The 23,169-nt window shown below is 69.4% G+C and carries 19 protein-coding genes and 1 tRNA gene; 6 read left to right on the forward strand and 14 right to left on the reverse strand.

Translation table 11 applies throughout. The features are described 5' to 3' along the window. Window positions 1–7 precede the first annotated feature (7 nt). Window positions 8–1,144 carry a type III PLP-dependent enzyme domain-containing protein gene (locus tag KIH74_RS33120; protein WP_214160376.1) on the reverse strand — a complete coding sequence of 379 codons (1,137 nt, stop codon included), beginning with the start codon at window positions 1,142–1,144 and terminating at the stop codon, window positions 8–10. Window positions 1,145–1,304: 160 nt separating this feature from the next. On the opposite strand from KIH74_RS33120, the gene KIH74_RS33125 reads away from it, so the two are divergent. The 3 genes from KIH74_RS33125 (at window position 1,305) to KIH74_RS33135 (ending at window position 4,921) form a co-directional block, all read left to right on the forward strand. Then, complete coding sequence (locus tag KIH74_RS33125; protein WP_214160377.1) at window positions 1,305–4,034, forward strand: EAL domain-containing protein; 2,730 nt, start codon at window positions 1,305–1,307, stop codon at window positions 4,032–4,034. A 166-nt stretch (window positions 4,035–4,200) separates the two neighbouring features. Further along, window positions 4,201–4,434, forward strand: a complete 234-nt coding sequence (locus KIH74_RS33130) for a hypothetical protein (protein ID WP_214160378.1) — start codon at window positions 4,201–4,203, stop codon at window positions 4,432–4,434. A gap of 61 nt (window positions 4,435–4,495) precedes the next feature. Further along, window positions 4,496–4,921, forward strand: coding sequence for a hypothetical protein (locus tag KIH74_RS33135; protein WP_214160379.1), 426 nt, complete (start codon window positions 4,496–4,498; stop codon window positions 4,919–4,921). A gap of 221 nt (window positions 4,922–5,142) precedes the next feature. On the opposite strand, the gene KIH74_RS33140 is transcribed toward KIH74_RS33135, so the two are convergent. The 13 genes from KIH74_RS33140 to KIH74_RS33200 all read right to left on the reverse strand — a co-directional run bounded on the left by KIH74_RS33140 (window position 5,143) and on the right by KIH74_RS33200 (window position 20,763). Further along, window positions 5,143–5,229: transfer RNA gene (locus tag KIH74_RS33140), tRNA-Ser, on the reverse strand. 84 nt (window positions 5,230–5,313) lie between these two features. Next, a complete protein-coding gene (locus KIH74_RS33145) occupies window positions 5,314–7,605 on the reverse strand; it encodes a putative bifunctional diguanylate cyclase/phosphodiesterase (RefSeq protein WP_214160380.1) in 2,292 nt (763 codons plus the stop codon). 92 nt (window positions 7,606–7,697) lie between these two features. Further along, window positions 7,698–7,919, reverse strand: a complete 222-nt coding sequence (locus KIH74_RS33150; protein WP_214160381.1) for a hypothetical protein — start codon at window positions 7,917–7,919, stop codon at window positions 7,698–7,700. Between the two features lie 208 nt (window positions 7,920–8,127). Beyond that, window positions 8,128–8,694 (reverse strand): serine O-acetyltransferase, encoded by a 567-nt coding sequence (cysE, locus tag KIH74_RS33155; protein ID WP_214160382.1) that lies wholly within the window; start codon window positions 8,692–8,694, stop codon window positions 8,128–8,130. Window positions 8,695–8,735: 41 nt separating this feature from the next. Further along, on the reverse strand, window positions 8,736–9,665 hold the full coding sequence (gene cysK / locus KIH74_RS33160) for a cysteine synthase A (RefSeq protein WP_214160383.1): 930 nt from the start codon (window positions 9,663–9,665) through the stop codon (window positions 8,736–8,738). A gap of 116 nt (window positions 9,666–9,781) precedes the next feature. Beyond that, on the reverse strand, window positions 9,782–10,183 hold the full coding sequence (locus KIH74_RS33165; RefSeq protein WP_214160384.1) for a YjbQ family protein: 402 nt from the start codon (window positions 10,181–10,183) through the stop codon (window positions 9,782–9,784). 71 nt (window positions 10,184–10,254) lie between these two features. Continuing rightward, entirely contained in the window at window positions 10,255–11,952 is a 1,698-nt protein-coding gene (locus tag KIH74_RS33170) for a glycoside hydrolase family 13 protein (RefSeq protein WP_214160385.1), read from the reverse strand. A gap of 139 nt (window positions 11,953–12,091) precedes the next feature. Beyond that, window positions 12,092–12,985 (reverse strand): carbohydrate ABC transporter permease, encoded by an 894-nt coding sequence (locus tag KIH74_RS33175; protein ID WP_214160386.1) that lies wholly within the window; start codon window positions 12,983–12,985, stop codon window positions 12,092–12,094. Then, window positions 12,982–14,001: a carbohydrate ABC transporter permease gene (locus KIH74_RS33180; RefSeq protein WP_214160387.1), complete on the reverse strand. Its 1,020-nt coding sequence runs from the start codon at window positions 13,999–14,001 to the stop codon at window positions 12,982–12,984. Before KIH74_RS33180 ends, KIH74_RS33175 begins: the two co-directional genes overlap by 4 nt. Window positions 14,002–14,175: 174 nt before the next feature. Then, window positions 14,176–15,459, reverse strand: coding sequence for an ABC transporter substrate-binding protein (locus KIH74_RS33185; RefSeq protein WP_281431595.1), 1,284 nt, complete (start codon window positions 15,457–15,459; stop codon window positions 14,176–14,178). Between the two features lie 145 nt (window positions 15,460–15,604). Continuing rightward, the gene (locus KIH74_RS33190; RefSeq protein WP_214160389.1) at window positions 15,605–16,633 is read right to left on the reverse strand and encodes a LacI family DNA-binding transcriptional regulator; all 1,029 of its coding nucleotides are present in this window, start codon (window positions 16,631–16,633) and stop codon (window positions 15,605–15,607) included. Window positions 16,634–16,707: 74 nt separating this feature from the next. Further along, complete coding sequence (locus KIH74_RS39080; protein WP_214160390.1) at window positions 16,708–17,187, reverse strand: PH domain-containing protein; 480 nt, start codon at window positions 17,185–17,187, stop codon at window positions 16,708–16,710. A 54-nt stretch (window positions 17,188–17,241) separates the two neighbouring features. After that, window positions 17,242–20,763, reverse strand: coding sequence for an ATP-binding protein (locus KIH74_RS33200; RefSeq protein WP_214160391.1), 3,522 nt, complete (start codon window positions 20,761–20,763; stop codon window positions 17,242–17,244). A gap of 141 nt (window positions 20,764–20,904) precedes the next feature. On the opposite strand from KIH74_RS33200, the gene KIH74_RS33205 reads away from it, so the two are divergent. The 3 genes from KIH74_RS33205 to KIH74_RS33215 all read left to right on the forward strand — a co-directional run. Next, the gene (locus tag KIH74_RS33205) at window positions 20,905–21,882 is read left to right on the forward strand and encodes an NAD(P)H-quinone oxidoreductase (protein ID WP_214160392.1); all 978 of its coding nucleotides are present in this window, start codon (window positions 20,905–20,907) and stop codon (window positions 21,880–21,882) included. A 253-nt stretch (window positions 21,883–22,135) separates the two neighbouring features. Then, complete coding sequence (locus KIH74_RS33210) at window positions 22,136–22,687, forward strand: bacterial proteasome activator family protein (protein WP_214160393.1); 552 nt, start codon at window positions 22,136–22,138, stop codon at window positions 22,685–22,687. A gap of 30 nt (window positions 22,688–22,717) precedes the next feature. Further along, the coding region (locus tag KIH74_RS33215; protein ID WP_214160394.1) for a hypothetical protein at window positions 22,718–23,169 on the forward strand (452 nt) is incomplete at its 3' end.

Genomic DNA, 23,169 nt, shown 5'->3' on the forward strand with positions numbered 1-23,169 from the left:
GGCCGGTCTAGACGAAAAAGACCTTGGGACGGCCGAATCCGTTGTACCCGGCGGCGCGACACACCGTGTAGGCGCCGGCGGTGCCGAACATCACCAGGTCACCGGGCGAGATCGGTTCGGGCAGCGGCACGTCGCGAGCGATCACGTCGCTCGCGTCGCAGGTCGGGCCGGCCAGGCTGAACAGCCGCTTCGACACCCGCGGCGGGTCCGGCAGCGAGGTGGCCACGGGAAACCGGTCCTGCCCGGTCAGGCCCTGGTGCACGCCGGCGTCCAGCACCAGCCACTCGGCGTCACCCCGCCGGGACCGGTCGAGCACCGTCGTCACCATCACGCCGCTCTCGGCCACCAGAAACCGGCCGGGCTCGCAGACCAGGTTGTCCGGGCGGTACGGCAGCAGCTCGTCCACCGCGGCCCGCAGGGAGGTGCCGAACCGGGCGATCGGCGCGACCTCCTCGGCGTAGCGGGCGGGAAAGCCGCCGCCCAGGCCGAGCATCGCCAGGCCCACGCCGTCCTCAAGCAGTTCGGACATCACCTGGCCGATCAGGCCCAGCGCCGGGAACCAGGCGGCCGGTGACGACTGCTGCGCCCCCAGGTGGAACGCCAGGCCGTAGGGCACCAGCCCCAGATCGCGGGCCAGGGTCATCAGCGCCCGGGCCTGCGAGGGGTGGGCACCGAACGGCCGGTTCGTCTCCTCGTTCACCTGCACCTGGAGGTACACGCAGGCGCCGGGTGCGTGGTCGGCGATCCGGCGCAGTTCGGACGCCGAGTCGAAGGCCATCCGCCAGACCCCGGCGGCGGCCGCGGCCCGCAGGTGCGGTCCGGTCCTCACTGGATTGCCGAACAGCACCCGGTTGCCCTCCACGCCGTTGTCCGTCAGCATCTTCAGCTCGCTGAGCGAACCGGCCTGGAACCCGATGCCCAGACCGGACAGCGTGCTGATCACCTCGGGAGCCGGGTTGGCCTTCACCGAGTAGTAGGGCTCGATGCCGCCCATCGCGGCCCGGAACTCGACCAGCCGCTCGGCGACCACCGTGACATCGCCTGCCAGGTAAGGGGTCTGGAAGGCCAGGCCGAGCAGACGTTCCGGGCGCAGCCGCCCGGGCCACTGCACCGGCAGATCTTCCTCCAGCAGCGGTGACCCCATGCCGCTCCCTCCCCCGACTCGTCCTTGAACAACTCGGCGATCCCCTGGCGGACTTGAGGATTCGGCGTCCGCGCCGCACCGATGGCCGGGCGTCTCCTCTACGCACCGCTACCCCGAACGGGCCATCACACCCCCGACCGAGCAGTCGACTACGGTGGGTATGACGATGCCCCGTCGCGGCCTGCGCACCCTTCTGGTCGTTCTCGCCGTGCTCGGCTATCTCGCCGTCGCCGTGGCCTTCGTGCTCCAGCCCGGCTCGCGGCTCGCCATGACCTGGATCGCGGACGTCTCACTCACCGGTGCCGCCGTGCTGGCGGGAGTCGCCAGCATCGCCCGCGGTCGGAGGCTGAGGAACAGCCCTCGCGCCCGCATCACCTGGTACTACTTCGCCGCGGCGGCGCTGAGCTGGGGCTTCGGGGCGCTGGTCGAGTGCTGGTACGACCTGGTGCGCCAGCAGCCGGTGCCCTCGCCGTCCCTGGCCGATCTCGGCTATCTGCCGGCCGGGGTGCTGTTCGCGATCGGGTTGCTGCGTATGGCCCTGCCCGGGCGCAACCCGGCCGAATGGCTGCGCACCCTGGTCGACGGGCTGATGATCTTCGTCGCCGTGCTGCTGGTGGGCTGGGTCAGCGTGGTCGGGCCGGCCATGCACCTGAGCTCGGCCGGGCTGGTTCCCAAGGCGCTGCTGCTGACCTACGCCGCCGTCGACGTCGCCCTGATCACGCTGGCCGTGCACCTGGTGCTGCGGGTGCGCGGATTCGAGCTCGGCTCCGGGCTGCCGATCGGGCCGCTGGTGGCGGGCGTGGTGATCTACGCGGTGGCCGACACCGTGGTCGCCTACCGCACGCTCGCCGGCGAGTACCAGACCGGGCAGTTCTTCGACGCAGGCTGGCTGACCGGGTTCACGTTGCTGCTGATCGGCACGGTGATGCCGCAACGCGAACGGCGAGCACCCCGCGACATGCTGCACCGGCAGATCGGCCTGCTACTGCCGTACTTCTTCATCGTGGCCGCCACCGCGCTGTCGGTCATCATCCCGGAGTTCACCGGCACCACCTACGAGGCCACCCGCTGGATCCGCTCGTCGCTGATCCTGCTGATGGTGGTGCGCCAGCTGCTGCTCATGCAGGAGAACCAGCACCTGACCAGGGATCTGGAGAAGCGGGTGGTGGACCGCACCCGGGAACTGAACGCCAGCCACAAGCGGTTCAAGGCACTGGTCGAGAACAGCTCCGACGTGGTCACGCTGATCGACCGGGACAACCGGATCGTCTACTCCGGCGACTCCGTGGCACGCGTCTTCGGGCTCTCGCCCACCAGCCTGGTCGGCCTGGACTACCAGGGCTTCCTGGACGAGCCCTCACGCCGCACGATGGCCGCCGGGATCGCCGAGATCTCCGGGACCCCGCTGGCCAGTACGACGTTCGAGGCCGTGCTGGTGTTCCCCGACGGCCGCCGGGTCAGCATCGAGAACACCGTGACCAACCTGTTGGACGACCCCGCGGTGCAGGCCGTCGTGGTGAACTCCCGCGACATCAGCGAGCGCCGGCAGCTCGAGGACGAGCTGGTGCACCAGGCTTTTCACGACTCGCTGACCGGCCTGGCCAACCGCGCGCTGTTCCTCGACCGGGTGGAGCACGCCACGCTGCGCCGCACCACCAGCTCCGAGGCGGTCGGTGTGCTGTTCCTCGACCTGGACGGGTTCAAGGAGGTCAACGACAGCCTGGGCCACGCCACCGGCGACTCCCTGCTCGTCGACGTGGCCCGCCGGCTGACCAGTTGCCTGCGGCCCGGCGACACCATCGCCCGGCTCGGCGGTGACGAGTTCGCCGTGCTCGTCGAGGGGGCGCTGACCGGTGCCGAGTTCATCGGCCTGGCCGGCCGGATCCGCGAGTCGCTGGAGGAGCCGATCGTCGTCGACGGCCGGGACCTGTTCATCCGGGCCAGCATCGGGATCGCCAGCGCCGAGGTGGGCACGGTGAACGCCGACCAGCTGATCCGCAACGCCGATCTGGCGATGTACCAGGCCAAGGAACGCCAGGACGGCGAGCCCGCGCTGTACGACCCGAGCATGCACTCCAGCCTGGTGGAGCGGCTGGCGCTGGAGGCGGAGCTGCGCAAGGCGGTCACCGACCAGGGGCTCCAGGTGCACTACCAGCCGACCTACGGCATCCACGACGGCGAGCTGGCCGGGGTGGAGGCGCTGGTGCGCTGGCCGCACCCCGAGCGCGGGATGATCCCGCCGGACGTCTTCATCCCGCTGGCCGAGCAGACCGGCCTGATCCACGAGCTGGGCCGGTTCGTGCTGCGGGAAGCCTGTTTCCAGGGCCGGGAGTGGGCCACCCTGTCGCCGTCCACCGCTCTGTCGATCGGCGTGAACGTGTCTGGAAAGCAGTTGCAGCGCCGGGATTTCGCCGGCGAGGTGAGCCAGGCGCTGGCCGACAGCGGGCTGTCGGCCGAGCACCTGGTGCTGGAGATGACCGAGAGCGTGCTGATGAACGACACCGAGAGCACCCTGCGCACGCTGGAGGCCCTCAAGGCGATGGGGGTGCGGATCGCGATCGACGACTTCGGCACCGGCTACTCGTCGCTGAGCTACCTGCACCGGTTCCCGGTCGACATCCTGAAGATCGACCGCTCGTTCGTGGAGCGGCTGTCCGGCACCGACGCGGAGGACAGCCTGGTGCAGAGCATCGTGCAGCTGGGCCAGACGCTCCAGCTGGAGACCATCGCCGAGGGCATCGAGGAGCCCGGCCAGCTGCTGGCCCTGCGCCGCCTGGGCTGCACGATGGCCCAGGGTTACCACTTCGGCCGGCCCGGCCCGGCGGACGTGGTGTCGCGGCTGATGGTGGAGTCGGCGGGGCAGCCCGCCGCGGCGGTTCCGGCCGGCTGAGGCGCCCGGCCCGGTTCGCCCTGGCCCACCCCCTGGCTCGGCTCACCCGCCGGTCGCTGTTTTACTTTTCACACCACCCAGGCGCCCAGGCCGGTGTCAAACCGTGAATGGCCTCCGGCCTACGCCCTCGGGACAGCTCGGACAGCGCTCTGCCGATAATGCCGAGATGACCGCACATCCCACCGTGCTGGCCGTCGACATCGACGGCGTCGTGGTGCATCCGCTGGAGCGCTTCGGCGGCCGCCCATGGAACGCCCACCTCGCCGACGATCTGGGCATCGCCCCGGACGCCCTGGCCGAGCTGTTCTTCCGCCCGTACTGGCCGCAGGTCATCACCGGCGGTCGGCTGATCCAAAGTTACCCATCTGTACCTCATTTGGATTCGCCTGACGCGCAGTGAGCGTTCAGGTAACGTCTCGGCACGTCAGGCAATCACCAGCCGTCCAACCGGGGGAACCGCTGTGTTCAAGAGACTTGGGGTAATCTCCGCAATCCTGTTGTCATCGACCGTTATTGGCGTCGCTCCCAACGCTCAGGCCGCAGCGCAACAGACTTACCACGTTGCAGTTGATCGCAATGGAACGTGGACCTACGGGCAGACCTATTTCACGAAGGCTGGAGCCGGCGATATCACGTTCACGGCCACGGAGCTGGGCGGAGTACCAATTACCGCGCTCAACAACTCCCACACGCTTTGCGTGCGAGCCGTGGACTACACGGCCAACGGGCAGATTCTCGGCCAGAGCTGCTGGGTGGGTGGGACGGGCGGAACGGCGCGCCTGGCCGCCAACGTCGCAAACGGCCGCAACTTCCGACTCGACGTCCTCGTGACTCCAGACCTGACAGGTTGGGTGAGCACCAGTTCGGGTGGCTGGGTCTACGCCTAACCCGCTCCTCAGCGCACACGAGATCCGCAGGTGCGCGTTGTTGCGGGCCATGCGCCCAGGGTGGCTGGCAACCACGGCTCAAATTCCATGCCCCGTATGTGCACCAACCAGCGAGATCCAACGGTCCGGACTGGGACCGAGCGAGACTCCGAATCGGATACGAAGAACGGCCCCTGACCCGGATAACCCCAGGTCAGGGGCCGTTCTCACAGCTCACAAAGCGGAGGGCGAGGGATTCGAACCCCCGGAGGCTTTGACACCTCAGTGGTTTTCAAGACCACCGCCATCGGCCACTCGGCCAGCCCTCCTGGTGCGCCCCGCGGGTCCGAGGACCCGAAAGACGCGTCCACCAGTCTGGCACAACGCCTGCCCTCTTCCTTCACAAAGGGGGCTCAACTCACCGCCGGCGCCTGCCGGGGGCGGCTGATCAGAGCATCGAGGGCAGGCGCCTCCAGCGGACGCCCGAAGTACCAGCCCTGCGCGGCCGGGCAGCCCGCCGCCTCCAGGGCCTGGGCGTCCGCGGCCTCCTCCACCCCCTCCGCGATCACGGTCATGTTCATCGCCCGGGCCAGCCACAGCACGGCCGTGATGATGGCCGCCTTGTCCTGGTCCTGCGCCAGGCCGACCACGAAGCTGCGGTCCAGCTTCACGATGTCGGCGGGCACGCTCTGTAACCAGGTCAGCGACGAATAGCCGGTGCCGAAGTCGTCGAGGGCCAGGCGCACACCCAGCGCCTTGATCGCGTCCAGCCGCTCGCTCAGGTCGATACCGCGCCCCAGCATGGAGGTCTCGGTGATCTCGAGCACCAGGCGGGAGGGATCGCTCAGGCCGCAGCGGGCCAGCTCGGCCGTCAGCATCGGCACGAACCCGGCCTCGGCCAGCTGCCGGGGACTGACGTTGACGGAGACGTACGGCATCGTCTCGTCGTCCCAGCTGGTGAGCTGGGCCAGTGCGGTGCGCAGCACGTGCTCGCCGAGCGGCACCACCAGGCCGGTCTCCTCGGCCAGCGGCACGAAGACGCCCGGGGAGACCAGCTCCCCGTCCGCGCGCAGCCGCACCAGCGCCTCGGCGCCGATCACCTGCCGGGTCTGGAGCGACACGATCGGCTGGAACCAGACCGGCAGGCTGTCGACGCGGTCGCCGTCCAGCGCCGCACGCAGCGCACGTTCCGCCGCGACCCGCTGCTGGGTGGCCTCGCGCATGGTGTCGTCGAACAGCTGCACGCGGGCCCGGCCGTTCTGCTTGGCGGCGTACATCGCCATGTCCGCGCTCTGGAGCGTGGCCTCGGCGCCAGCGGCAAGTGCCTCACCGGCCAGGCTCAGCCCGACACTGGCGGTGACCGCGAGCTTGCGGCCGCCGGGCAGCACGAACGCCTCCTGGAAGCATCCGGCCACGGTCATCGCCAGGTCTTCGGCGGCACCGGTGGTGCCGACCACGGCCACCGCGAACTCGTCACCACCGAGCCGGGCCACCACGGCGGTGTCGGGCACCACCCCCCGCAGCCGGTCACCGATCGTGCGCAGCACCTCGTCCCCGGCGCTGTGCCCGTAGCTGTCGTTGACGTGCTTGAACTTGTCCACGTCGATGTAGATCACGGAGACCTGGTCGCGATACCCGGCGACCAGGCCGTTCAGGTCCGCCTCGAAGGCCCGGCGGCCGAGCAGCCCGGTCAGCGCGTCCTCCCGGGCCTGACGGCGCAGCGCCTCCTCGTGCTGGTGCTTCTCCGTCACGTCGAGATAGTGCGACACGATCACCTGGAGCTTGCCGGCGCTGTCGCGCAGGGCGCTGGCGTGCATCTCCACCTGCATCAGGCGGCCGTCGGAGTCGCGGAACGTCTCGACCTCCCTGAGGACGTCGGTCTCACCGTTCAGGATCGGCCGGTGCAGGTGCGTCTCCCGGTCCCCGACCGGCTGGATCGGCAGGTCGGTGAGCCGGGCGCGCGGTGGCAGCGGTTCCGCCATCCCCGACCAGCTGACGAACGCCGGGTTCACCCGCAGCACGGTGCCGTCGGCCGCGAGCATCGTCATCGCGATCGGCGCCTCCTCGAAGGCGGCGGTGAACTGCGCCTCGGCCTGGGTCAGGTCGTCCAGGGCGCGGCGTTCCTCGGACTCGGTCAGCCGCCAGGCCACCACCTGTGTGCTCGCCGCCAGCAGCACCGCCACCCCGTGCACCCCGGCCCAGAACAACGGGTGCTCGATTGCCGCGTCGTGCTGATAGGTCATGTGCGGCATCCAGCTGCCCATCAGGGCGTGGTGCGCGAACGTGGCCACCAGGAAGGTCAGGAACGGCACCCAGTCCCGGTAGAGCGCGAGCGCCCCGACGGCCACGAAGAACGAGAAGTGGGCCTCGGTGCGGCCGTCGAAGAGCATCACCAGCTCGGCACAGACCGTCGTCATGCCGACGGCGACGGCGGACGACGCGAGCCGTTGCGACCTGATCTCCGCCGCGCACGCGACGGTCGCCGCGATCAGCAGGGTGGCCACGCCCCATTCGGCGTCGAGCCGGTGGCGCAGCGCCGCGACCGGCACCAGGGCCACGCCGCAGAAGACGGTCAGCCAGGTGAGCAGCCGGTGCCGGTTCTGCCAGTCCTCGTGCCGCAGACCGGTTCCGGCCGGCAGGGCGGCGCGGAGCTGCCGCAGGCAGCGGGCGAACCTGCCCGGACGCCTTGCGGGCCTGCTTGGCAACGTTTTCCTCCGCCTGTGCCCCGATACCGCCGACACGGTCCCGTCGGCCGGGTCTTCGGGGGGCTGAGGCGGGTTCACTCGGTCGGGCGGCCTCAGACGTCGTCGCGGCGCCAGAACCAGCGGGTGGGTCTGGGCAGGGCGACCGCCGCACCACCCAGCGCGGCCGAGGCCAGCACATCGGAACACCGGGGGCAGAGCGGCGCGCCGTCGGCGTGGCGGGGAAGGGTGTCACGCGCGCATCCGACACAGCGGATCGGGCGGACCCCCTTCCCGGGCATGACCATCGGGGCGTCGTTCGCGAACATCTGAGTCATGACAGTTGGTCTCCGTCAGCCGTCCCCTGAGAACCCGCTGTCCGAAGGGATGGCGCGGGTCAACGAACCAATGCGCTCAGTAATCGTATCGCCACAATGAGCGAAGCCGATACATCACAGCACCGGAGTGTGTTCTGTATCGGCAGACCGCCTGAACGGCTTGACCCTCTGGATCAAGTGGTTCATCAGGGTGGGTTGTTCGGAGGATCTATATCCAGATAGCCGGATCTTCCGCCCACTGCTCCTGTAGATCGCCCTGCGGTTTCTTGATCACGCCGGGCACCCCGACGACCACCGCGCCGTCCGGAACGTCGCGCACCACCACGGCATTCGCGCCCACCTGGGCGTTGCGGCCGATCGTGATCGGCCCCAGGACACGCGCCCCGGCGCCCACGACCACCCCGTCCAGCAGGGTGGGGTGACGCTTGACCGGCTCCAGGCTGCGGCCGCCGAGCGTGACGTCCTGATAAAGCATCACGTCGTCACCGATTTCGGCGGTCTCCCCGATGACCACGCCGGTGGCGTGGTCGATGAAGAAACGACGCCCGATGGTGGCACCGGGGTGGATCTCCACCCCGGTGACCATCCGGGTCCACAGCGAGATCAGTCTCGCCGAGACCCGCCAACCACGTAGCCACATCCGGTGGGTGATGCGGTGGCTCCAGATCGCCTGGAGACCGGGGTATCCCAGGATCAGCTCGATGCTGCTGTTCGCCGCCGGATCGCGGTGCTTCGCCGCCGAGAGGTCCTCACGCAGGATCGACAGCCAGCTCATGGGACCACCATTCACTGCCCGCAGGATGTTGGCCAAATTGATCAGTCCACCAGGTCCTTGAAGAGGATCGTGGACAGGTAGCGCTCACCGAACGACGGGATGATCACGACGACGATCTTGCCCGCGAACTCCGGACGGCGCGCCACCTGGTCGGCCGCCCACAGCGCGGCACCGGACGAGATGCCGACCAGCAGGCCCTCTTCCTTGGCCGCGCGGCGCGCCCACTCCACCGCGTCGTCGACCTCGGCGTCGAACACCTCGTCGTAGACCTTGGTGTCGAGGATCTCCGGCACGAAGTTGGCGCCGATGCCCTGGATCGGGTGCGGGCCGGGGGCGCCACCGTTCAGGATCGGCGACAGCTTCGGCTCGACCGCGAAGATCTTGATGTCCGGGTTCTTCTCCTTCAGCACCTGGCCGACACCGGTGATGGTGCCGCCGGTGCCGATGCCCGCGACGACCGCGGCGACCTGGCCGTCGGTGTCGGCCCAGATCTCCTCGGCCGTGGTCTTGCGGTGGATCTGCGGGTTGGCCTCGTTGGCGAACTGACGGGCCAGCACGGCACCGCGCTCGGCACCGATCTCCTCGGCCTTCGCCACAGCGCCCTTCATACCCTCGCTGCCCGGCGTGAGCACCAGCTCGGCGCCGTAGGCACGCAGCAGCGCGCGACGCTCCTTGCTCATCGTCTCCGGCATGGTCAGCACCACGTTGTAGCCGCGGGCCGCACCCACAAAGGCCAGGGCGATACCAGTGTTGCCGCTGGTCGCCTCGACGATGGTGCCGCCGGGCTTGAGCTGACCGGAGGCCTCGGCGGCGTCGATGATCGCCACGCCGATGCGGTCCTTGACGCTGTTGGCCGGGTTGTAGAACTCCAGCTTCGCCGCCACGGTGGCGCCGGCGCCTTCGGTCAGCCGGTTGATACGGACGAGCGGAGTATTTCCGACCAGCTGGGTCGCGTCGTCATAGATCGGCATTGTTGCAGGTCACCCCTTCGAGGACATTCCTTGGCGATATGGTCGAGAAACCGATTCTTCACGCGCCGCCCCGGTGAGGACAACCCCGCGGGCGCGCTGATCTTGCTGTGATCGGCTCAACCCTCGATGAACGAGAGCCGAACCTTCCGCACCGGGTTGTCACCGTTGCTGTCGACCAGCACGACGCTCTGCCAGGTGCCCAGCGCCGGCCGGCCGGAGAGCACGGGGATGCTCACCGACGGGCTGACGAACGCGGGAAGCACGTGGTCCCGGCCGTGGCCGAGACTGCCGTGGCGATGACGGTAGATGTCCTCGACCGGCAGCAGCCGGTCGAGGGCACCCGCCAGATCCGGCTCAGTGCCGGAACCGGTCTCGATCAGGGCGACACCGGCCGTCGCGTGCGGGACGAACACGTTGACCAGCCCGTCGCCCCGCCCGGCGCAGAACTGCGCCAGCTCGTCGGTCAGATCGGTCACCAGCCGATCGCCGGAGCGAACAGTGATCTCGGTGCTCTCCATAGGGTGAACCCTAAGCCTGTCTTGCATGCCCCCCAAGTGGGGCCTTCATCTCACCCCGGGAACAGGCCGTCCTACGAGGTCCTCAGCCAGACCGTGGTGTCGCCGGGCAGCTGGTCACCGGTGATCGGGCTGCTGGCCACGAGCACCTCGCCGGCCGGGAGCGGTGCCGGGATGGTGCCGAAGTTCGTCACGACCTCCCAGCCACCGGGACGGCGGAAACGCAGCACGGCCGCGTCGTCCACCCATTCGAGGGTCTCGGCACCACGCAGCTCACGACGCAGCTTCAGTGCCCGGCGGTAGAGGTTGAGCACCGAGTCCGGATCGGCGTCCTCGCTCTCCACGGCGAACTGCCCGAACCAGTCCGGCTGAGGCAGGTGCGCCCCGCCGCCCCCGAAACCGAACGAGCTACCACCGCCGGCCCGGCGATCCGCGCTCCACGGCAGCGGAACCCGGCAGCCGTCGCGGCCTTTCAGCTGGTTGCCGGTGCGCAGCCAGATCGGGTCGGCGAGCTGGTCCCGGGGGATGTCGGGCACCTCGCGCAGGCCCAGTTCCTCACCCTGGTAGAGGTACATCGAGCCGGGGAGGGCCAGGAGCAGAAGGGTGGACGCCGTGGCGCGCCGGAGTCCGGTGGCGTCGTCCGGGTGCGGGTCGTGTCCGTCGCTGAGCAGCCACTCGTCCAGCCCCCGCAGGCCGATCCCCTGCGGCAGGGCGTAGCGCGTGCGGTGCCGGATCACGTCGTGGTTCGAGAGCACCCAGGTCGACGAGGCACCGGTGGAGGCGGACTCGGCCAGGTTCTCGGTGATGCTCTTGCGGAAACCCTCGAGATCCCAGTCCGCGCGCAGCAGGTCGAAGTTGAACGCCTGCCCGAGCTCGGTCGGCCGGGCGTAGAGGGTTCGCCGTGCGGTGGGCACCCAGGCCTCGGCGACGGCCGCGCGCGGCGGGTCGTACTCGTTGAAGACCTCACGCCACTCGGAGAAGATCGTGTGCACCTCGTCGCGGTCGAACAGCGGGTTGCTGCCGTCCTGCACGAGATCCATCTCCGGGATCGCCGGCATGCTGCGCAGCGGCTCGGAGAGGTCCTTGGCCAGGCCGTGCGCCACGTCCACGCGAAAGCCGTCCACCCCGCGGTCCGACCAGAACCGCAGCGTGGTGCGGAAGTCCTCACGCACCTCCGGGTTGCTCCAGTCGAAATCCGGCTGCTCGGGCGCGAACAGGTGCAGGTACCACTGCCCGTCCGGCACCCGGGTCCAGGCGCTGCCGCCGAAGTGCGACACCCAGTCCGAGGGCGGCTGGTCGCCGTCCGGGCCCAGGCCGTCGCGAAAGACGTAGCGGTCGCGGGCCTTCGAGCCAGGCTCCGCCGCCAGCGCCTCCTGGAACCAGACGTGCCGGTTGGACGAGTGATTGGGCACGATGTCGACGATCAGCCGGATGCCGGCCTCGTGCAGCTTCGCGCTCATCTCGTCGAACTCTTGCAGCGTGCCGAGTTTCGGGTCCACATCGCGGTAGTCGTCCACGTCGTAGCCGCCGTCGGCCAGCGCCGAGGGGTAGAACGGGCTCAGCCACACGGCGTCCACCCCGAGGGACTTCAGGTACGGGACCTTCGCCGTGACCCCCGCGATGTTGCCGATGCCGTCGCCGTCGCTGTCGGCGAAACTGCGCGGGTAGATCTGGTAGACGACGGCCTGACGCCACCAGTCGGCTTCCGGATGGGGGGTGTGCGCCGTGTCAGCGGTGTCAGCGGTGTCAGCGGTGTCAGCGGTGTCAGCCAAGAGTTTCGATCCAATCTCGCCGGGCCGTCGGGGACCCGATCACCCTTGCATGCCGGGCCGGGCGGCGCCCGGCGGCCTCACCGGCCGGGGGGCGCGTGCCCGGTGCCGGAGAACACCGGGCACGCGCCCTGCCTGCGGTTCAGCCCTTGATGCCACCGGCCGTCAGGCCGCTGACGATGCGGCGCTGGAACACCAGCACCACGATGACCAGTGGAACCGTGACGATGACCCCGGCCGCCATGGTCTGGGTGTACGGCACGATGTGCGGCCCGGCGGTGAAGTTGACGATGGCCACCGTGGACGGCGCCACCGCCGTGTCACCCTTCGAGAGCACGCTGGACAGCAGATACTCGTTCCACGACGCCAGGAACACCAGGATCGCGGTGGTGAACATGGCCGGCGCGGCCAGCGGGATGATCACCTTGCGGAAGGCCTGCAACGGGGTGCATCCGTCCACCTTCGCCGCCTCCTCCAGCTCCCAGGGCATGTCGGCGAAGAAGCTGGTGAGCGTGTACACGGCCAGCGGCAGGGCGAACGAGACCTGCGGCAGGATCAGCCCGTGGTAGGTGCCCAGCCAGCCGAAGTCGCTGAACAGCTGGAAGATCGGGGTCAGGATGGCGACGCCGGGGAACATCGAGGCCCCGAGGATCAGTGCCAGCACGATCGACTTGCCCCGGAAGACCAGACGGGACAGCGCATATCCGGCGAACACCGCGATGAGCATCGACAGCACGGTGACCGAGACACTGATCACCATGCTGTTGAGCAGCGACCGCCCGAAGGCGTTGAACTCGGTGTCGAAGGCGTAGCGGAAGTTGTCGAGCGTGACGTGCGTGAACCACGGCGTGTTGTCGAAGGTGTTGGCGTTGTCGCGGAACGCCAGCACCGCCATCCAGTAGAACGGAGCCAGGCACCAGAACACGATGACGACGATCGCCGCCCCGTTTCCCAGCCCGCCCCAGTTGAAACCCTTTTTGTAGACGACGATCTCACGGTCGCCGGCAGCGGAAGCGTCAACGGTCGCGGTGGTCATCTCGTGCCCCTGTCGACGATGTTGGCATTGAACAGTCGCACCAGCACCAGGGCTATGGCGAAGATCAGCACGAACGTGATGGTAGACAGCGCCGCCGCCGAATTGAGCTTACTGGCGAGCTCTTTGACCACCAGGATGGAGATGGTCTGGGTGCCGTTCGAGCCCTGGGTCAGCACCCACGGCAGGTCGTACATCCGCAGCACGTCGAGGCTACGGAAGATGACCGCCACGGCCAGAGCCGGTTTCACCAGCGGCAGGGTGATCCGCCAGAACCGCTGCCAGGCGTTCGCCCCGTCCACCTTGGCGGACTCGTAGATCTCGCTGCTGATGCCCTGGAGACCGGCCAGGATCAGCAGGGCGATGAACGGCGTGGTCTTCCAGACGTCGGCGATCACGATGGCCGCCCGGGCCGGCCCGGATTCCGACGTCCAGGCGAAACTCGTTCCCAGCACGTTGTTCAGCACACCCTGCGGGTCGAAGATGACCACCCAGAGCTTGGCGATGACCGCGGTCGGCACCGCCCACGGGATCAGCACCGCGACCCGCACCAGGGCCCGGCCCCGGAACGCCCGGTGCATCATCATCGCGAACCACATCCCGATGACGACCTCGATGATCACCGTGACCACGGTGAACCCGAGGGTGACCCAGACCGAGTCCCAGAACTGCGAACCCAGGTTGCCGGACGGGCAGGTCTCGGTGCCGCCGCCCACCGCGTTGCACTGCTGGAGGATCCAGTGCGTGTAGTTGCCGACCCCGTTCCACTCGTTGCCCTCGTTGAACAGGCCGGTGGAGTCGTCGAGACCGGGGTCGGTCTGGAAGGACTTGTAGATGGCGTTGACGATCGGATAGCCCACGATCAGGGCCAGCATGACCATGGTGGGACCGAGCAGGTAGAGGGCCATCCGGCCGTCCCGGGAGTGCAGACCGCCACCCCCTGACCCGCCGCCACGCCTACGCCTGCTGCCGCGTTTCTTCGCAGCGTTCTCCGCGATCGGTTCGGAGACAATGCTCATTAGCTGCTCCTGGCTGCTGGTTCCAAGGGCTTCGACGCGCCGGCCGCGCCCGGAGGACGGCGGCGGCCGGCGCCGACCGCAACTGCGGGCAGGTGCCACGAGCCCCGGTTCGTGGCACCTGCCGTTCTGACCGTGTGCAGGAGCGGTACTGATCGCTTCCGCGGTCCGCCGGGATCAGCCCCCGGCAGCCGCCGAGTTGATCGAAGCAGCCATGTCTTTCAGAGCATCCGCGGTGGTCGACTTGCCCTGGAGGGCAGCGTAGGCGTTGGTCTGGATCGCCTGCGTGACAGCCGGGTAGAAGGGCGTGACCGGGCGGGGGACCGCGGTCTCGATGCTCTCCTTCAGCGTGGACAGGTAGCCGAATTCCTTGTTCAGGTCGGCGTCGTCGTACAGCGAGGCGATGACCGGGGCCTTGGAACCCTTGATCAGCTGGTTCTTCTGGATCTCCTCGGACTGGAGGAACTTCAGGAAGTCCAGTGCGCTGGCCTGGTTCTTGGAGTAGGCGCTGATCGCGGCGCTGTGGCCGCCGAGGCTGGAGGCGCCACTACCGGTCGGGCCGGGCAGCGGGGCCACCCCGAACTTGCCCTTGACCTTGGAGTCGCCGTTCAGCTGGGAGTAGGCATAGGGCCAGTTGCGCAGGAACACGAGATCGCCTGCGGCGAAGGCGTTCAGGCTCTCGGTCTCCTTGAAGCCGAGGGCCTCCTTGGGGATGTACCCCTCCTTGAAGCCGTTCACCAGGAAGTCAAGGCCCTTGGCGGCCTCGGCGGTGTCAACGGTCGCGCTCTTGCCGTCGTCGCTCACGATCGTGCCGCCGGCCGCGTTGATGGCCTCCGAGGCATTCACCGTGAGGCCCTCGTACGAGGCCAGCTGACCCGCGTAGCAGCCGGGCTTGGAACCGGTGATCGTGCCGCTGGTGCTCTTGCCCTCGCAGTCGGCGATCAGCTCGTCCCAGGTGGTGGGCGCTTCCTTCACCAAATCGGTTCGGTAGTAGAGCAATCCGCCGTCGGAGTCGTAGGGCGCGGCGTACTGCGTGCCGTTGTAGGTGGCAGCGGTGACCGTCGCGGGCAGCAGATCAGCCTGGTCCAGGGCGAGGTCGCCCTTGAGCGGCACGATCCAGCCCTTGGCCGCGAACTCGGCCGTCCAGACCACGTCGACCGTGACCACGTCGTAGTCCGCGTCCTTGGCCTGGAAGTGCTGTTGCAGGTCGGAGAGCTGCTGGTCAGCGGCGTCCGACTGCTGCTTGATGGTGACCTTCTCCTCGGGGTGGGCCTTGTTCCACTCCTCGGCGATGTACGGCATGATGCCGCTCAGATCCTTGCCGGTGACGAATGTGAATGGGCCTCGGCCGGTGTTCGTTCCCCCGCCGGAATCACCGTCGCTGGAGCCCCCACCACATGCCGACAATGCCAGTACCGTGCCTAAAAGACCTGCTAGGGCCGCGGCGCCTTTGCCTCGCATGACCTGCGTCCTTTCCGTTGGGACCGGACCGTCGATTCGTTTCGACTATTTCAGGGAAGTTAAGACCTCCCCGTGAACCTGTCAACGCCGGAAAACCCCTCGTGACCTACCCGTTGTCGATGTAACTTCCCATAACAGCAGGTAATCACTCCTGGTGCCGACGTTGTCGGGCGGTGGATCCGTGGTGGAGATCATCGGCAGAAGGTGCCGGTGCACATGAGCCACGAAGATTCAGTTCCCCCCCGAAGAGCAATTGCCGAGGCGGCGCCGTGTCCCCGTTCAGGCGGCGCAGCAACATGTCCACCGCCGCCCGGCCAACGTGCGCGGCGGACGGTTCGACGGTCGTCATCGGAGGCGTGGTGAGCTCCGCGACGTGCGGTGGCATGTCGATGCACATGATGGACAGGTCTTGCGGAATCCGCCTCCCGAGATCCCCTGCGGCCCGCATCACGCCGGGCACCGCGTGCTCGTTGAATGCGATGATCGCGGTGAGGTTCGGGTCGGCCTGGAGCAGACGGGTGAATGCCCCCCGGCCGGCGTCCACCGACGCGCCGGCATCGACGGCCACCAGGTCGGCACCGGCCATGCTCGCGGCCCGGCGCAGAGCCTTTTCCGGCCGGGGGTTTTCGCCGTCCCCCAGGAACCCCAGTCGCTGGTGACCCTGTTCGACCAGGTGACCCACCGCTAGCCGGGCCGACTGCTCGAAGTCGGTGTCGGTGAAGTCGATTTCGCCGGGATCCGCGTCGTGGCCGATCATCGCGAACGGGACACCGGCGTCGACCAGCACCTGGATGCGGGGGTCGTGCAGCCGCACGCCCATCACCAGCGCGCCGTCGACCAGACCCTGCCCGGCCAGCTGCGTGAGGTCGTCACCTGCCTCCACACCGGTCCAGAGCATCAGGTGATATCCACGCTGCTGGGCGTGATCCGATGCCCCGACGATGCATTCGAGGGCGTTGAGCCGCAGCGACCCGGCACGGGCGGGGAACAGCAGGGCGATGATGCGGCTGCGCTTGCTCTTCAGCCCGCGGGCGAAGGCGTTCGGGGTGTAGCCCAGATCGAGCATGGCCTGCTCGATGCGTTCCCGGGTGGACAGGGAGATCGGGCGGGTACCGGACAGTGCGTACGACACGGTGCTGACCGAGACCCCGGCCAGGCGTGCGACGTCCGCCATCGTTGCCACTGCGCACCTCATCCGTGAAAGGCGTCGACATTGACCGAACCTCTCGTTCCGCAGATGGTATGGCGCTACCCCGGCGACCGGAAGGCGTCGGGACGCCTGGCCTCGATCTCGGCCAGCGTGCCCCGCAGCCGGGCCAGCGCCCTGGGCCTGCTGGTGGGGGCTGTCGGCTGGAGCAGCGCGGGCGGCACGTCGATCAGGTCACCGCCCTTCAGAACCACCCGGATGGACTCCGAACCCTTGATCCCGGAGGCGATCTCGACCCGCTCGATCTGCGGCCAGGTGGCCCAGCGCTCACGCAGCAGGTAGCGCACGGCCACGCCCTCGTCGTCCACCTCCAGGTACATCCGCAGGCAGCCCATGGCCACGGCGAACAGCCCCGCCGCCACCACCCCGAGAATGCCCCGGGCGACCGGGGACACGTCGAGGTAGATGGCCACGAACGCGCAGACGCAGACCACCAGGACGAGGAACGCGGAAAGTTGCACCGGGATGCGCCGGACGAGCGGCGGCACCGGCGTCTGACGGTCATCGGCAGCGTCGACCACGACCCCACCATACGTCCTGATCCGCTCGCCCGATCAAGAATATCCTCAAACTCGTTACTGTTCGGGCCGGTTGGCGTGCCGCGGGCGCGGCACCCCACTCTCCTGCTGGTCCGGCGCCGGGGTTTCGTCTGAAGACGACGCAGCGGCCCGTCCCTTCTCGGCCCCGTTCCGCAACCCCGACAGCATCGAGCGGACCTGCGTGGCCCTCTGCCGGGTGCCCTCGGCCGGCTGACCGGTGTCCTGACCCAGGCTCGACCGGCTGGCGCTGACCATCGGGATCGGCCCGGTGCCCGCCTGGTGCGAGGGGGCCTGTTCCTGCCCCGGGCCGTTCGGGGGTGGCCCGTCGAAGTGCAGGGCGTCTTCCGCGGCGGGCGGCTGGACCGGGATCATCGGCTGACCGTCGGACGCCGGTGGCTGCGATGCGGGGGGACGGGCGTCGTGGTGCTGGGTGTCGTGCGTTCCCGGGACGTCCTGCTCGGCCGCTTCCATGGCCCGGCGCCGACGACGCAGTTCGGCGCGGGTGAGCTGCTGCGCGGGGATGACGACCTCAGCGGGCTCGGTCGGCGCAGAGCGAGCGCCGGGATCGAGAGGCGTGGCTGCCTCGTAGGGTGCGGTGGGATCGGCACGCTCAAAGGACGCGGCGGCATGGTGGGGCGCGGCAGGATTGGCACGCTCGTAAGACGCGGCAGCCTCGTACGGTGCGGCCGGATCGGCACGCTCAAAGGACGCGGCGGCTTGGTAGAGCGCGGCAGGATTGGCACGCTCGTAAGACGTGCCGGTCTCGAAGGGCGCGGCGGAATCGGCACGCTCAAACGGCGCGGCGGGCACCGCGGGGTCGAAGGATTCGGCGGTCTGGAAGGGATCCGCGGTCTGGAAGGGATCCGCGGTCTGGAAGGGATCCGCGGTCTGGAAGGGCTCGGCGGGATCAGCGGCGGCGTGGCTGCCGCGGGTGTGGGCGCCACGGGGGTGGGCCAACGGAACGGCGTCGGGAGCCAGCGCGACATCGGGGACCGGGTTGCCGAGGGCAGAGTGGTCGGGGGCGAGATGATCGGGGGCGAGATGGTCGGGGGTGAGGTGGCTGCCCCGGCCGACATGGCTGCCAGGTGTGGTGGGGGTACCGGTCTCGCCGAGCCCCTGACTGAACGACTCGTTCTCCTGCGGACCCTTGCCGTACCGGGTGTCGGTCCACGGTGCGGTCAGCGGATCCGCCGACGCCGCGAATCCTGCTGCGGAGATCGTGTTTTCCCGCTCCACCGGGTGGTCCGTCAGGTATGAGGGGGAAGGGTCGCCGGCCGGGGCCGCGTGGTGTCCTGAGAGTGATGGGTCCGGGCGCTGGGGCTGCGGTTCCGGGACGGACGAGTCGGCCCAGCTCACCCCGAGAGGCTCGGATGTGCCCAGCGGTGAGGCCTCTTCGTGGTACCGGGCCTCAGACCGACCGGTGACCTCGGAGATGCCCCCCTGCCACGTCGCCTGCGGGCTCTCTCCCGGCGCCCCGTCCGCCGGCCGGGCCCAGGCCTGGTGGTCATCCGGTCCGCCTGCGGCATGATTTCCGGCAGAGCTGCCGACGCGGCCCTCGGCCGGGTGACCCGGCCAGTCCCCGTCAGGGCTGCCCGGCCGACTCTCGACAGGAGCACCCGGCCGACTTTCGGCCGAGCCGCCCGGCCAGTTCCCGGCGTGGGCCCCGGCTTCGTGCCCGGTCTGGTTCTCCTGGTTCGCCTGCCCGCCGGGCCAGTTCGTGGGGCTATCAGTCCAGTTTCCTTCCCCCCCGGCCCAGTTCACGGAGTTCTCAGCCGCGGGAACAGAGCCACCACCGGCAGGACGAGCGTCCACGTTCCAGCGCTCGGCGACGTTCTCTGGCGCAGACTCGGCAGGAACTCCCTGGCTCCCGACATCACCGTCAGCCTCACTGCCCTGACCGGCTCCGCCCCTGGACCAGGGACCTTCCCCCACGCCCCACTGCACTCCTAGCTCAGCGGCGTCCCCCGTTGTCGGCGAAGACGTCTGCGGCGCAAAGACTTCTTGACTGCTCAGGCCATGGCCCGGCCCGTCCGACCGCGGCCCGGAAGCTTCGGCAACCGGCTCAGGCGTAGCAGCCGCGCCCTCGGCCCGCCCTGAGGCGAACGGCTCTGAACCCCAGGTGAATTCTACGCCCTCCAGCGAATCCTCCCGGTTCACAACGGCGTCCACAGGCTCGATCGGCTCGAAGAACGTTCGCCCCACGGCGGGACGGCCGGGCCCCTGCGCACCGGTGGCCGGACCGGCCGGTTCACCGACGCCCGTGTTCCAGACGATCGGGTCGGATTCATCCTGCGGCACAGGGGCGTTCGCACCGAACGGCACGTCCAGCGACAGGGGTCCGGCCTGGGCCACCGGGTCGGGCATGGCCACCGGCTCCGCCGACAGGACGGCCGGGGCGGCCGGGCCGGGAGCGACGTCGCCCGACAGCCGGATCGGCTCGGACGGGCCACGGTCCGGATACCCCTGACGCTCGGCGTACTCGGGCAGGTCGGTGTGGTCGTCGTAGTGTGAGTAGTCGGCCTGGCCCGGACCGCTCCCGGCGTCCTCCTGCTGATTTCCCGGCACGAGGTTCGGGGCGAAGGTGCCGTGCGGCAGGTCGACGGTCACCAGCACCCCACCCGTCGCCGCCCGGCCCAGCTCCACCGAGCAGGGCAGCTGGCGGGCGAGCCGGCCCACCACGAACAGACCCAGCCCGAGCGAACCGATCTCGACCGGCACACCGGGCTGACGCAGACGCTGGTTGGCGGTCTCCAGGTCGGCCTCGGAGAAGCCGGGACCGGCGTCCTCGATCTCCACCCGCGCACCGTCGGGACCGGCCTCGACCCGCACCTGCACACCACTGGCCGGGTACGAGTAGCTGGTGGCGTTCTCCAGCAGCTCGGCGAACAGGTGCACCAGGGGCAGGGCGAGGTGGGGGCGCACCGCCTGGTCGACGTCGAGGGTGGTGGTCACCCGGTCGCCGCTCTCGATCTCACCGGTGGCCCCCGCGAGCACCTCCGACAGCAACATCGGTTCGGGCACCCGCCTTTCGGGGTCGACCCCGGCGACCACCATCAGCGACTCCCCGTTGCGTCGCATCCGCGCCGCCAGGTGCCCCAGCCTCCCGACCGCGGCCGGGAGATCCGGGCCGGCGCCGTCCACACGCAGTTGATCGATCGCCGCGAGCTGACGCGCCACCAGCACCTGGTTGCGGCGGGCCACCGAGGCGATCAGTTCGGTCGAGGGCCCGACCTGAACGGTCTGGGGCGGACCTGAGGACGACGAGGAGCGGTGCTCCGGCGTCGCACCGCCGTTCCCGGTGACATGGGCCAGGCCCGGCACCACCGTGACCGCCCCGGACCTGGGCTCGATCTGCGGCACGAGCACCTTGCGGGCCAGCCGGGGACCGACGGTCAGGACGATCAGCATCAGCACGAGGCAGAGCCCGAGGATCGCGAGCAGCACCGTGCGCGACGTGCCTTCGTCCGCCGAGGCCACGCCGAAGGCACAGACCACGTTGAGGACGAGCACGGGCAGGGCTAGGAAACCGAGCAGCCGGCGTTCACCTGAGGGAGGCACCGTGAGGGTGTCGACAGCACAACGCCGCAGATTAAGGCGCCTCCGGTCACTGATCGCACTCGCGCCGCTACCGCCACGCCGGTCGAATTCCGGCCACCGGCTCCACCACCGGCGCCCGACTCGGCCGTATCGTCCTTGTTCATGAAAGCCGTGGTCATCAGTGAGTTCGGCGATCCCGACGTGCTGCGGGTGCAAGACGTGCCGGATCCGACCGTTCACGCCGGCCAGGTGCTCATCGACGTCGCCGCCGCGGGGGTCAACCGCGCCGACCTGCTCCAGCGCGCCGGTCACTACCCGCCGCCCGCCGGGGCACCGGAATGGCCCGGCATAGAGGTCAGCGGCACGATCAGCGCGGTCGGTGCTGACGTCGATCACTGGACGCCCGGCGACCGGGTGTGCGCGCTGCTGAGCGGTGGCGGCTACGCCGAGCGCGTCGCCGTCCCCCAGGGCCAGGTGCTGCCGCTGCCCCGGAACACCGATCTGATCGACGCCGCGGCACTGCCCGAGGTCACGGCCACGGTCTGGAGCAACGTGTTCATGGCCGCCGGCCTGCGGCCGGGTGAGGTGCTGCTGGTGCACGGCGGTTCCAGCGGCATCGGCACGATGGCCGTGCAGCTGGCCGTGCAGGTGGGCGCCCGGGTGGCGGTGACCTGCGGAACCGACGAGAAGCTCGAGCGCTGCCGCGAACTCGGCGCGGAGATCCTGATCAACTACCGGTCGCAGGACTTCGTGCAGGCCCTGAAAGACGCCACGGACGGCCACGGCGCCGACGTCGTCCTCGACAACATGGGCGCGTCGTACCTCTCCCGCAACCTGAAGAGCCTGGCCTACGGCGGGCGCATCGTGGTGATCGGCATGCAGGGCGGGGCCAAGGCCGAGATCAACCTGAACCACCTGATGTCGCGCCGCGCCGCGCTGATCGCCACCACGCTGCGGGCCCGGCCGGACGAGGAGAAGGAGACGATCATGGCGAGCGTGGGCCAGCACGTGTGGCCCCTGCTCAGCTCCGGCCTGGTGCGGCCGGTGATCCACGAGCGGCTGCCGCTGGCCGAGGCGGCCCGGGCACACCGCATCATGGCCGGGTCGCAGCACATCGGGAAGATCCTGCTGACGGTCTGACGCGTCGCCGCCTGGCATCACACTGGGTAGCTCACGCGCGGCACAGGAGTAACTTCTCCCCGCCTATGACCCATATCACCTTACAAGGAGTTATGGCTCATCATCGGCTGAGCGGACGATCCGGACCGGATCCGAGCGGCGGAGATCGGCCCCCACGACGGGCGAACGCCTCGCGCGGCGTCCCCCGGCAGGGCACGATGGAGCCATGACCAGCCAGCCCCAGTCGCCTGCCCCCACAGGGGACGTAACCGACATGTCCGATTCACCGGCTGACCTCGACACGGATGTCGCGGACGAGCGAGTCGTCGTCGTCACCCCCGAGGGCATGGCGGTCACCGGCCCGAGCAACAGCGAGACCAACCCGGCCAACCAGATCGAACAGCCCGCCAAGGTCATGCGCATCGGCAGCATGATCAAGCAGCTGCTCGAAGAGGTGCGCAGCGCTCCGCTCGACGAGGCCGGCCGGGCCCGGCTGGCGGGCATCCACGAGCGCTCCATGAAGGAGCTGGAAGACGGCCTGGCCCCCGAGCTGGTCGAAGAGCTCCACTCGATCGTGCTGCCGTTCAGCGGCGACTCGACCCCCACCGACGCCGAGCTGCGGATCGCGCAGGCTCAGCTGGTCGGCTGGCTGGAAGGGCTGTTCCACGGCATCCAGACCGTGCTGTTCGCCCAGCAGATGGCGGCCCGCACCCAGCTGGAGCAGATGCGCCGCGCCCTGCCCGGCGGGCCGGGCGCGATGGGCGAGGGCGGTTTCCCGGGCGGCGCCCAGCAGGGCCGGCCCGGCGGCACCGGTCAGTACCTGTAACAACCGTCGGAGGAGGACGAAGGACTCACCGTGGGGATGCTCGACTGGATCCGGACGCCGGTGATCGGCCCGGGCCCCCTCGGTAACGGCGTATGGCGCCGCGTGCACGACAGGTTCGCGCGGGCCGTACGGCGGTACCGGGCGGTCATCGATGTCGTGCCCTCACGGCCGGTTCGGGCGGAGCTCGCCGAGATCGCCGAAGACCTCGACGAGATCCTCGAACTGGTCCGTGAGGCCTGCGAGCATGCCCAGGCGGCGGCTCCCAGCGAGGGTCCCGACGTGCCGGTGGGTCCCGGTGACGTGTACCTCGACGTGCACCGCCGTCTGGCCCGGGCGGCCACGCTCTGCGCCCGGTCGTCGGAGTCGGCGATGATGACGCGCGTCGCGGTGCGGATGAAAGACGCCGACGGGGTGCGCGACCACATCGACGCCGCGCGCCGCACGGTCAAGCAGGTGCGCGAGATGGTCGAGGGCGCGGTCAT

Origin of the sequence: Kineosporia corallincola (genome assembly GCF_018499875.1) — a bacterium.
GTDB lineage: Bacteria > Actinomycetota > Actinomycetes > Actinomycetales > Kineosporiaceae > Kineosporia > Kineosporia corallincola.

Excerpts from the sequence above, each read along its gene's own strand:
- KIH74_RS33120 (WP_214160376.1), bottom strand. The coding sequence starts at position 1,144 with ATGGGGTCACCGCTGCTGGAGGAAGATCTGCCGGTGCAGTGGCCCGGG.
- KIH74_RS33125 (WP_214160377.1), top strand. The coding sequence starts at position 1,305 with ATGACGATGCCCCGTCGCGGCCTGCGCACCCTTCTGGTCGTTCTCGCC.
- KIH74_RS33130 (WP_214160378.1), top strand. The coding sequence starts at position 4,201 with ATGACCGCACATCCCACCGTGCTGGCCGTCGACATCGACGGCGTCGTG.
- KIH74_RS33150 (WP_214160381.1), bottom strand. The coding sequence starts at position 7,919 with ATGACTCAGATGTTCGCGAACGACGCCCCGATGGTCATGCCCGGGAAG.
- cysE (WP_214160382.1), bottom strand. The coding sequence starts at position 8,694 with ATGAGCTGGCTGTCGATCCTGCGTGAGGACCTCTCGGCGGCGAAGCAC.
- cysK (WP_214160383.1), bottom strand. The coding sequence starts at position 9,665 with ATGCCGATCTATGACGACGCGACCCAGCTGGTCGGAAATACTCCGCTC.
- KIH74_RS33165 (WP_214160384.1), bottom strand. The coding sequence starts at position 10,183 with ATGGAGAGCACCGAGATCACTGTTCGCTCCGGCGATCGGCTGGTGACC.
- KIH74_RS33175 (WP_214160386.1), bottom strand. The coding sequence starts at position 12,985 with ATGACCACCGCGACCGTTGACGCTTCCGCTGCCGGCGACCGTGAGATC.
- KIH74_RS33180 (WP_214160387.1), bottom strand. The coding sequence starts at position 14,001 with ATGAGCATTGTCTCCGAACCGATCGCGGAGAACGCTGCGAAGAAACGC.
- KIH74_RS33185 (WP_281431595.1), bottom strand. The coding sequence starts at position 15,459 with ATGCGAGGCAAAGGCGCCGCGGCCCTAGCAGGTCTTTTAGGCACGGTA.
- KIH74_RS33190 (WP_214160389.1), bottom strand. The coding sequence starts at position 16,633 with ATGGCGGACGTCGCACGCCTGGCCGGGGTCTCGGTCAGCACCGTGTCG.
- KIH74_RS33205 (WP_214160392.1), top strand. The coding sequence starts at position 20,905 with ATGAAAGCCGTGGTCATCAGTGAGTTCGGCGATCCCGACGTGCTGCGG.
- KIH74_RS33210 (WP_214160393.1), top strand. The coding sequence starts at position 22,136 with ATGTCCGATTCACCGGCTGACCTCGACACGGATGTCGCGGACGAGCGA.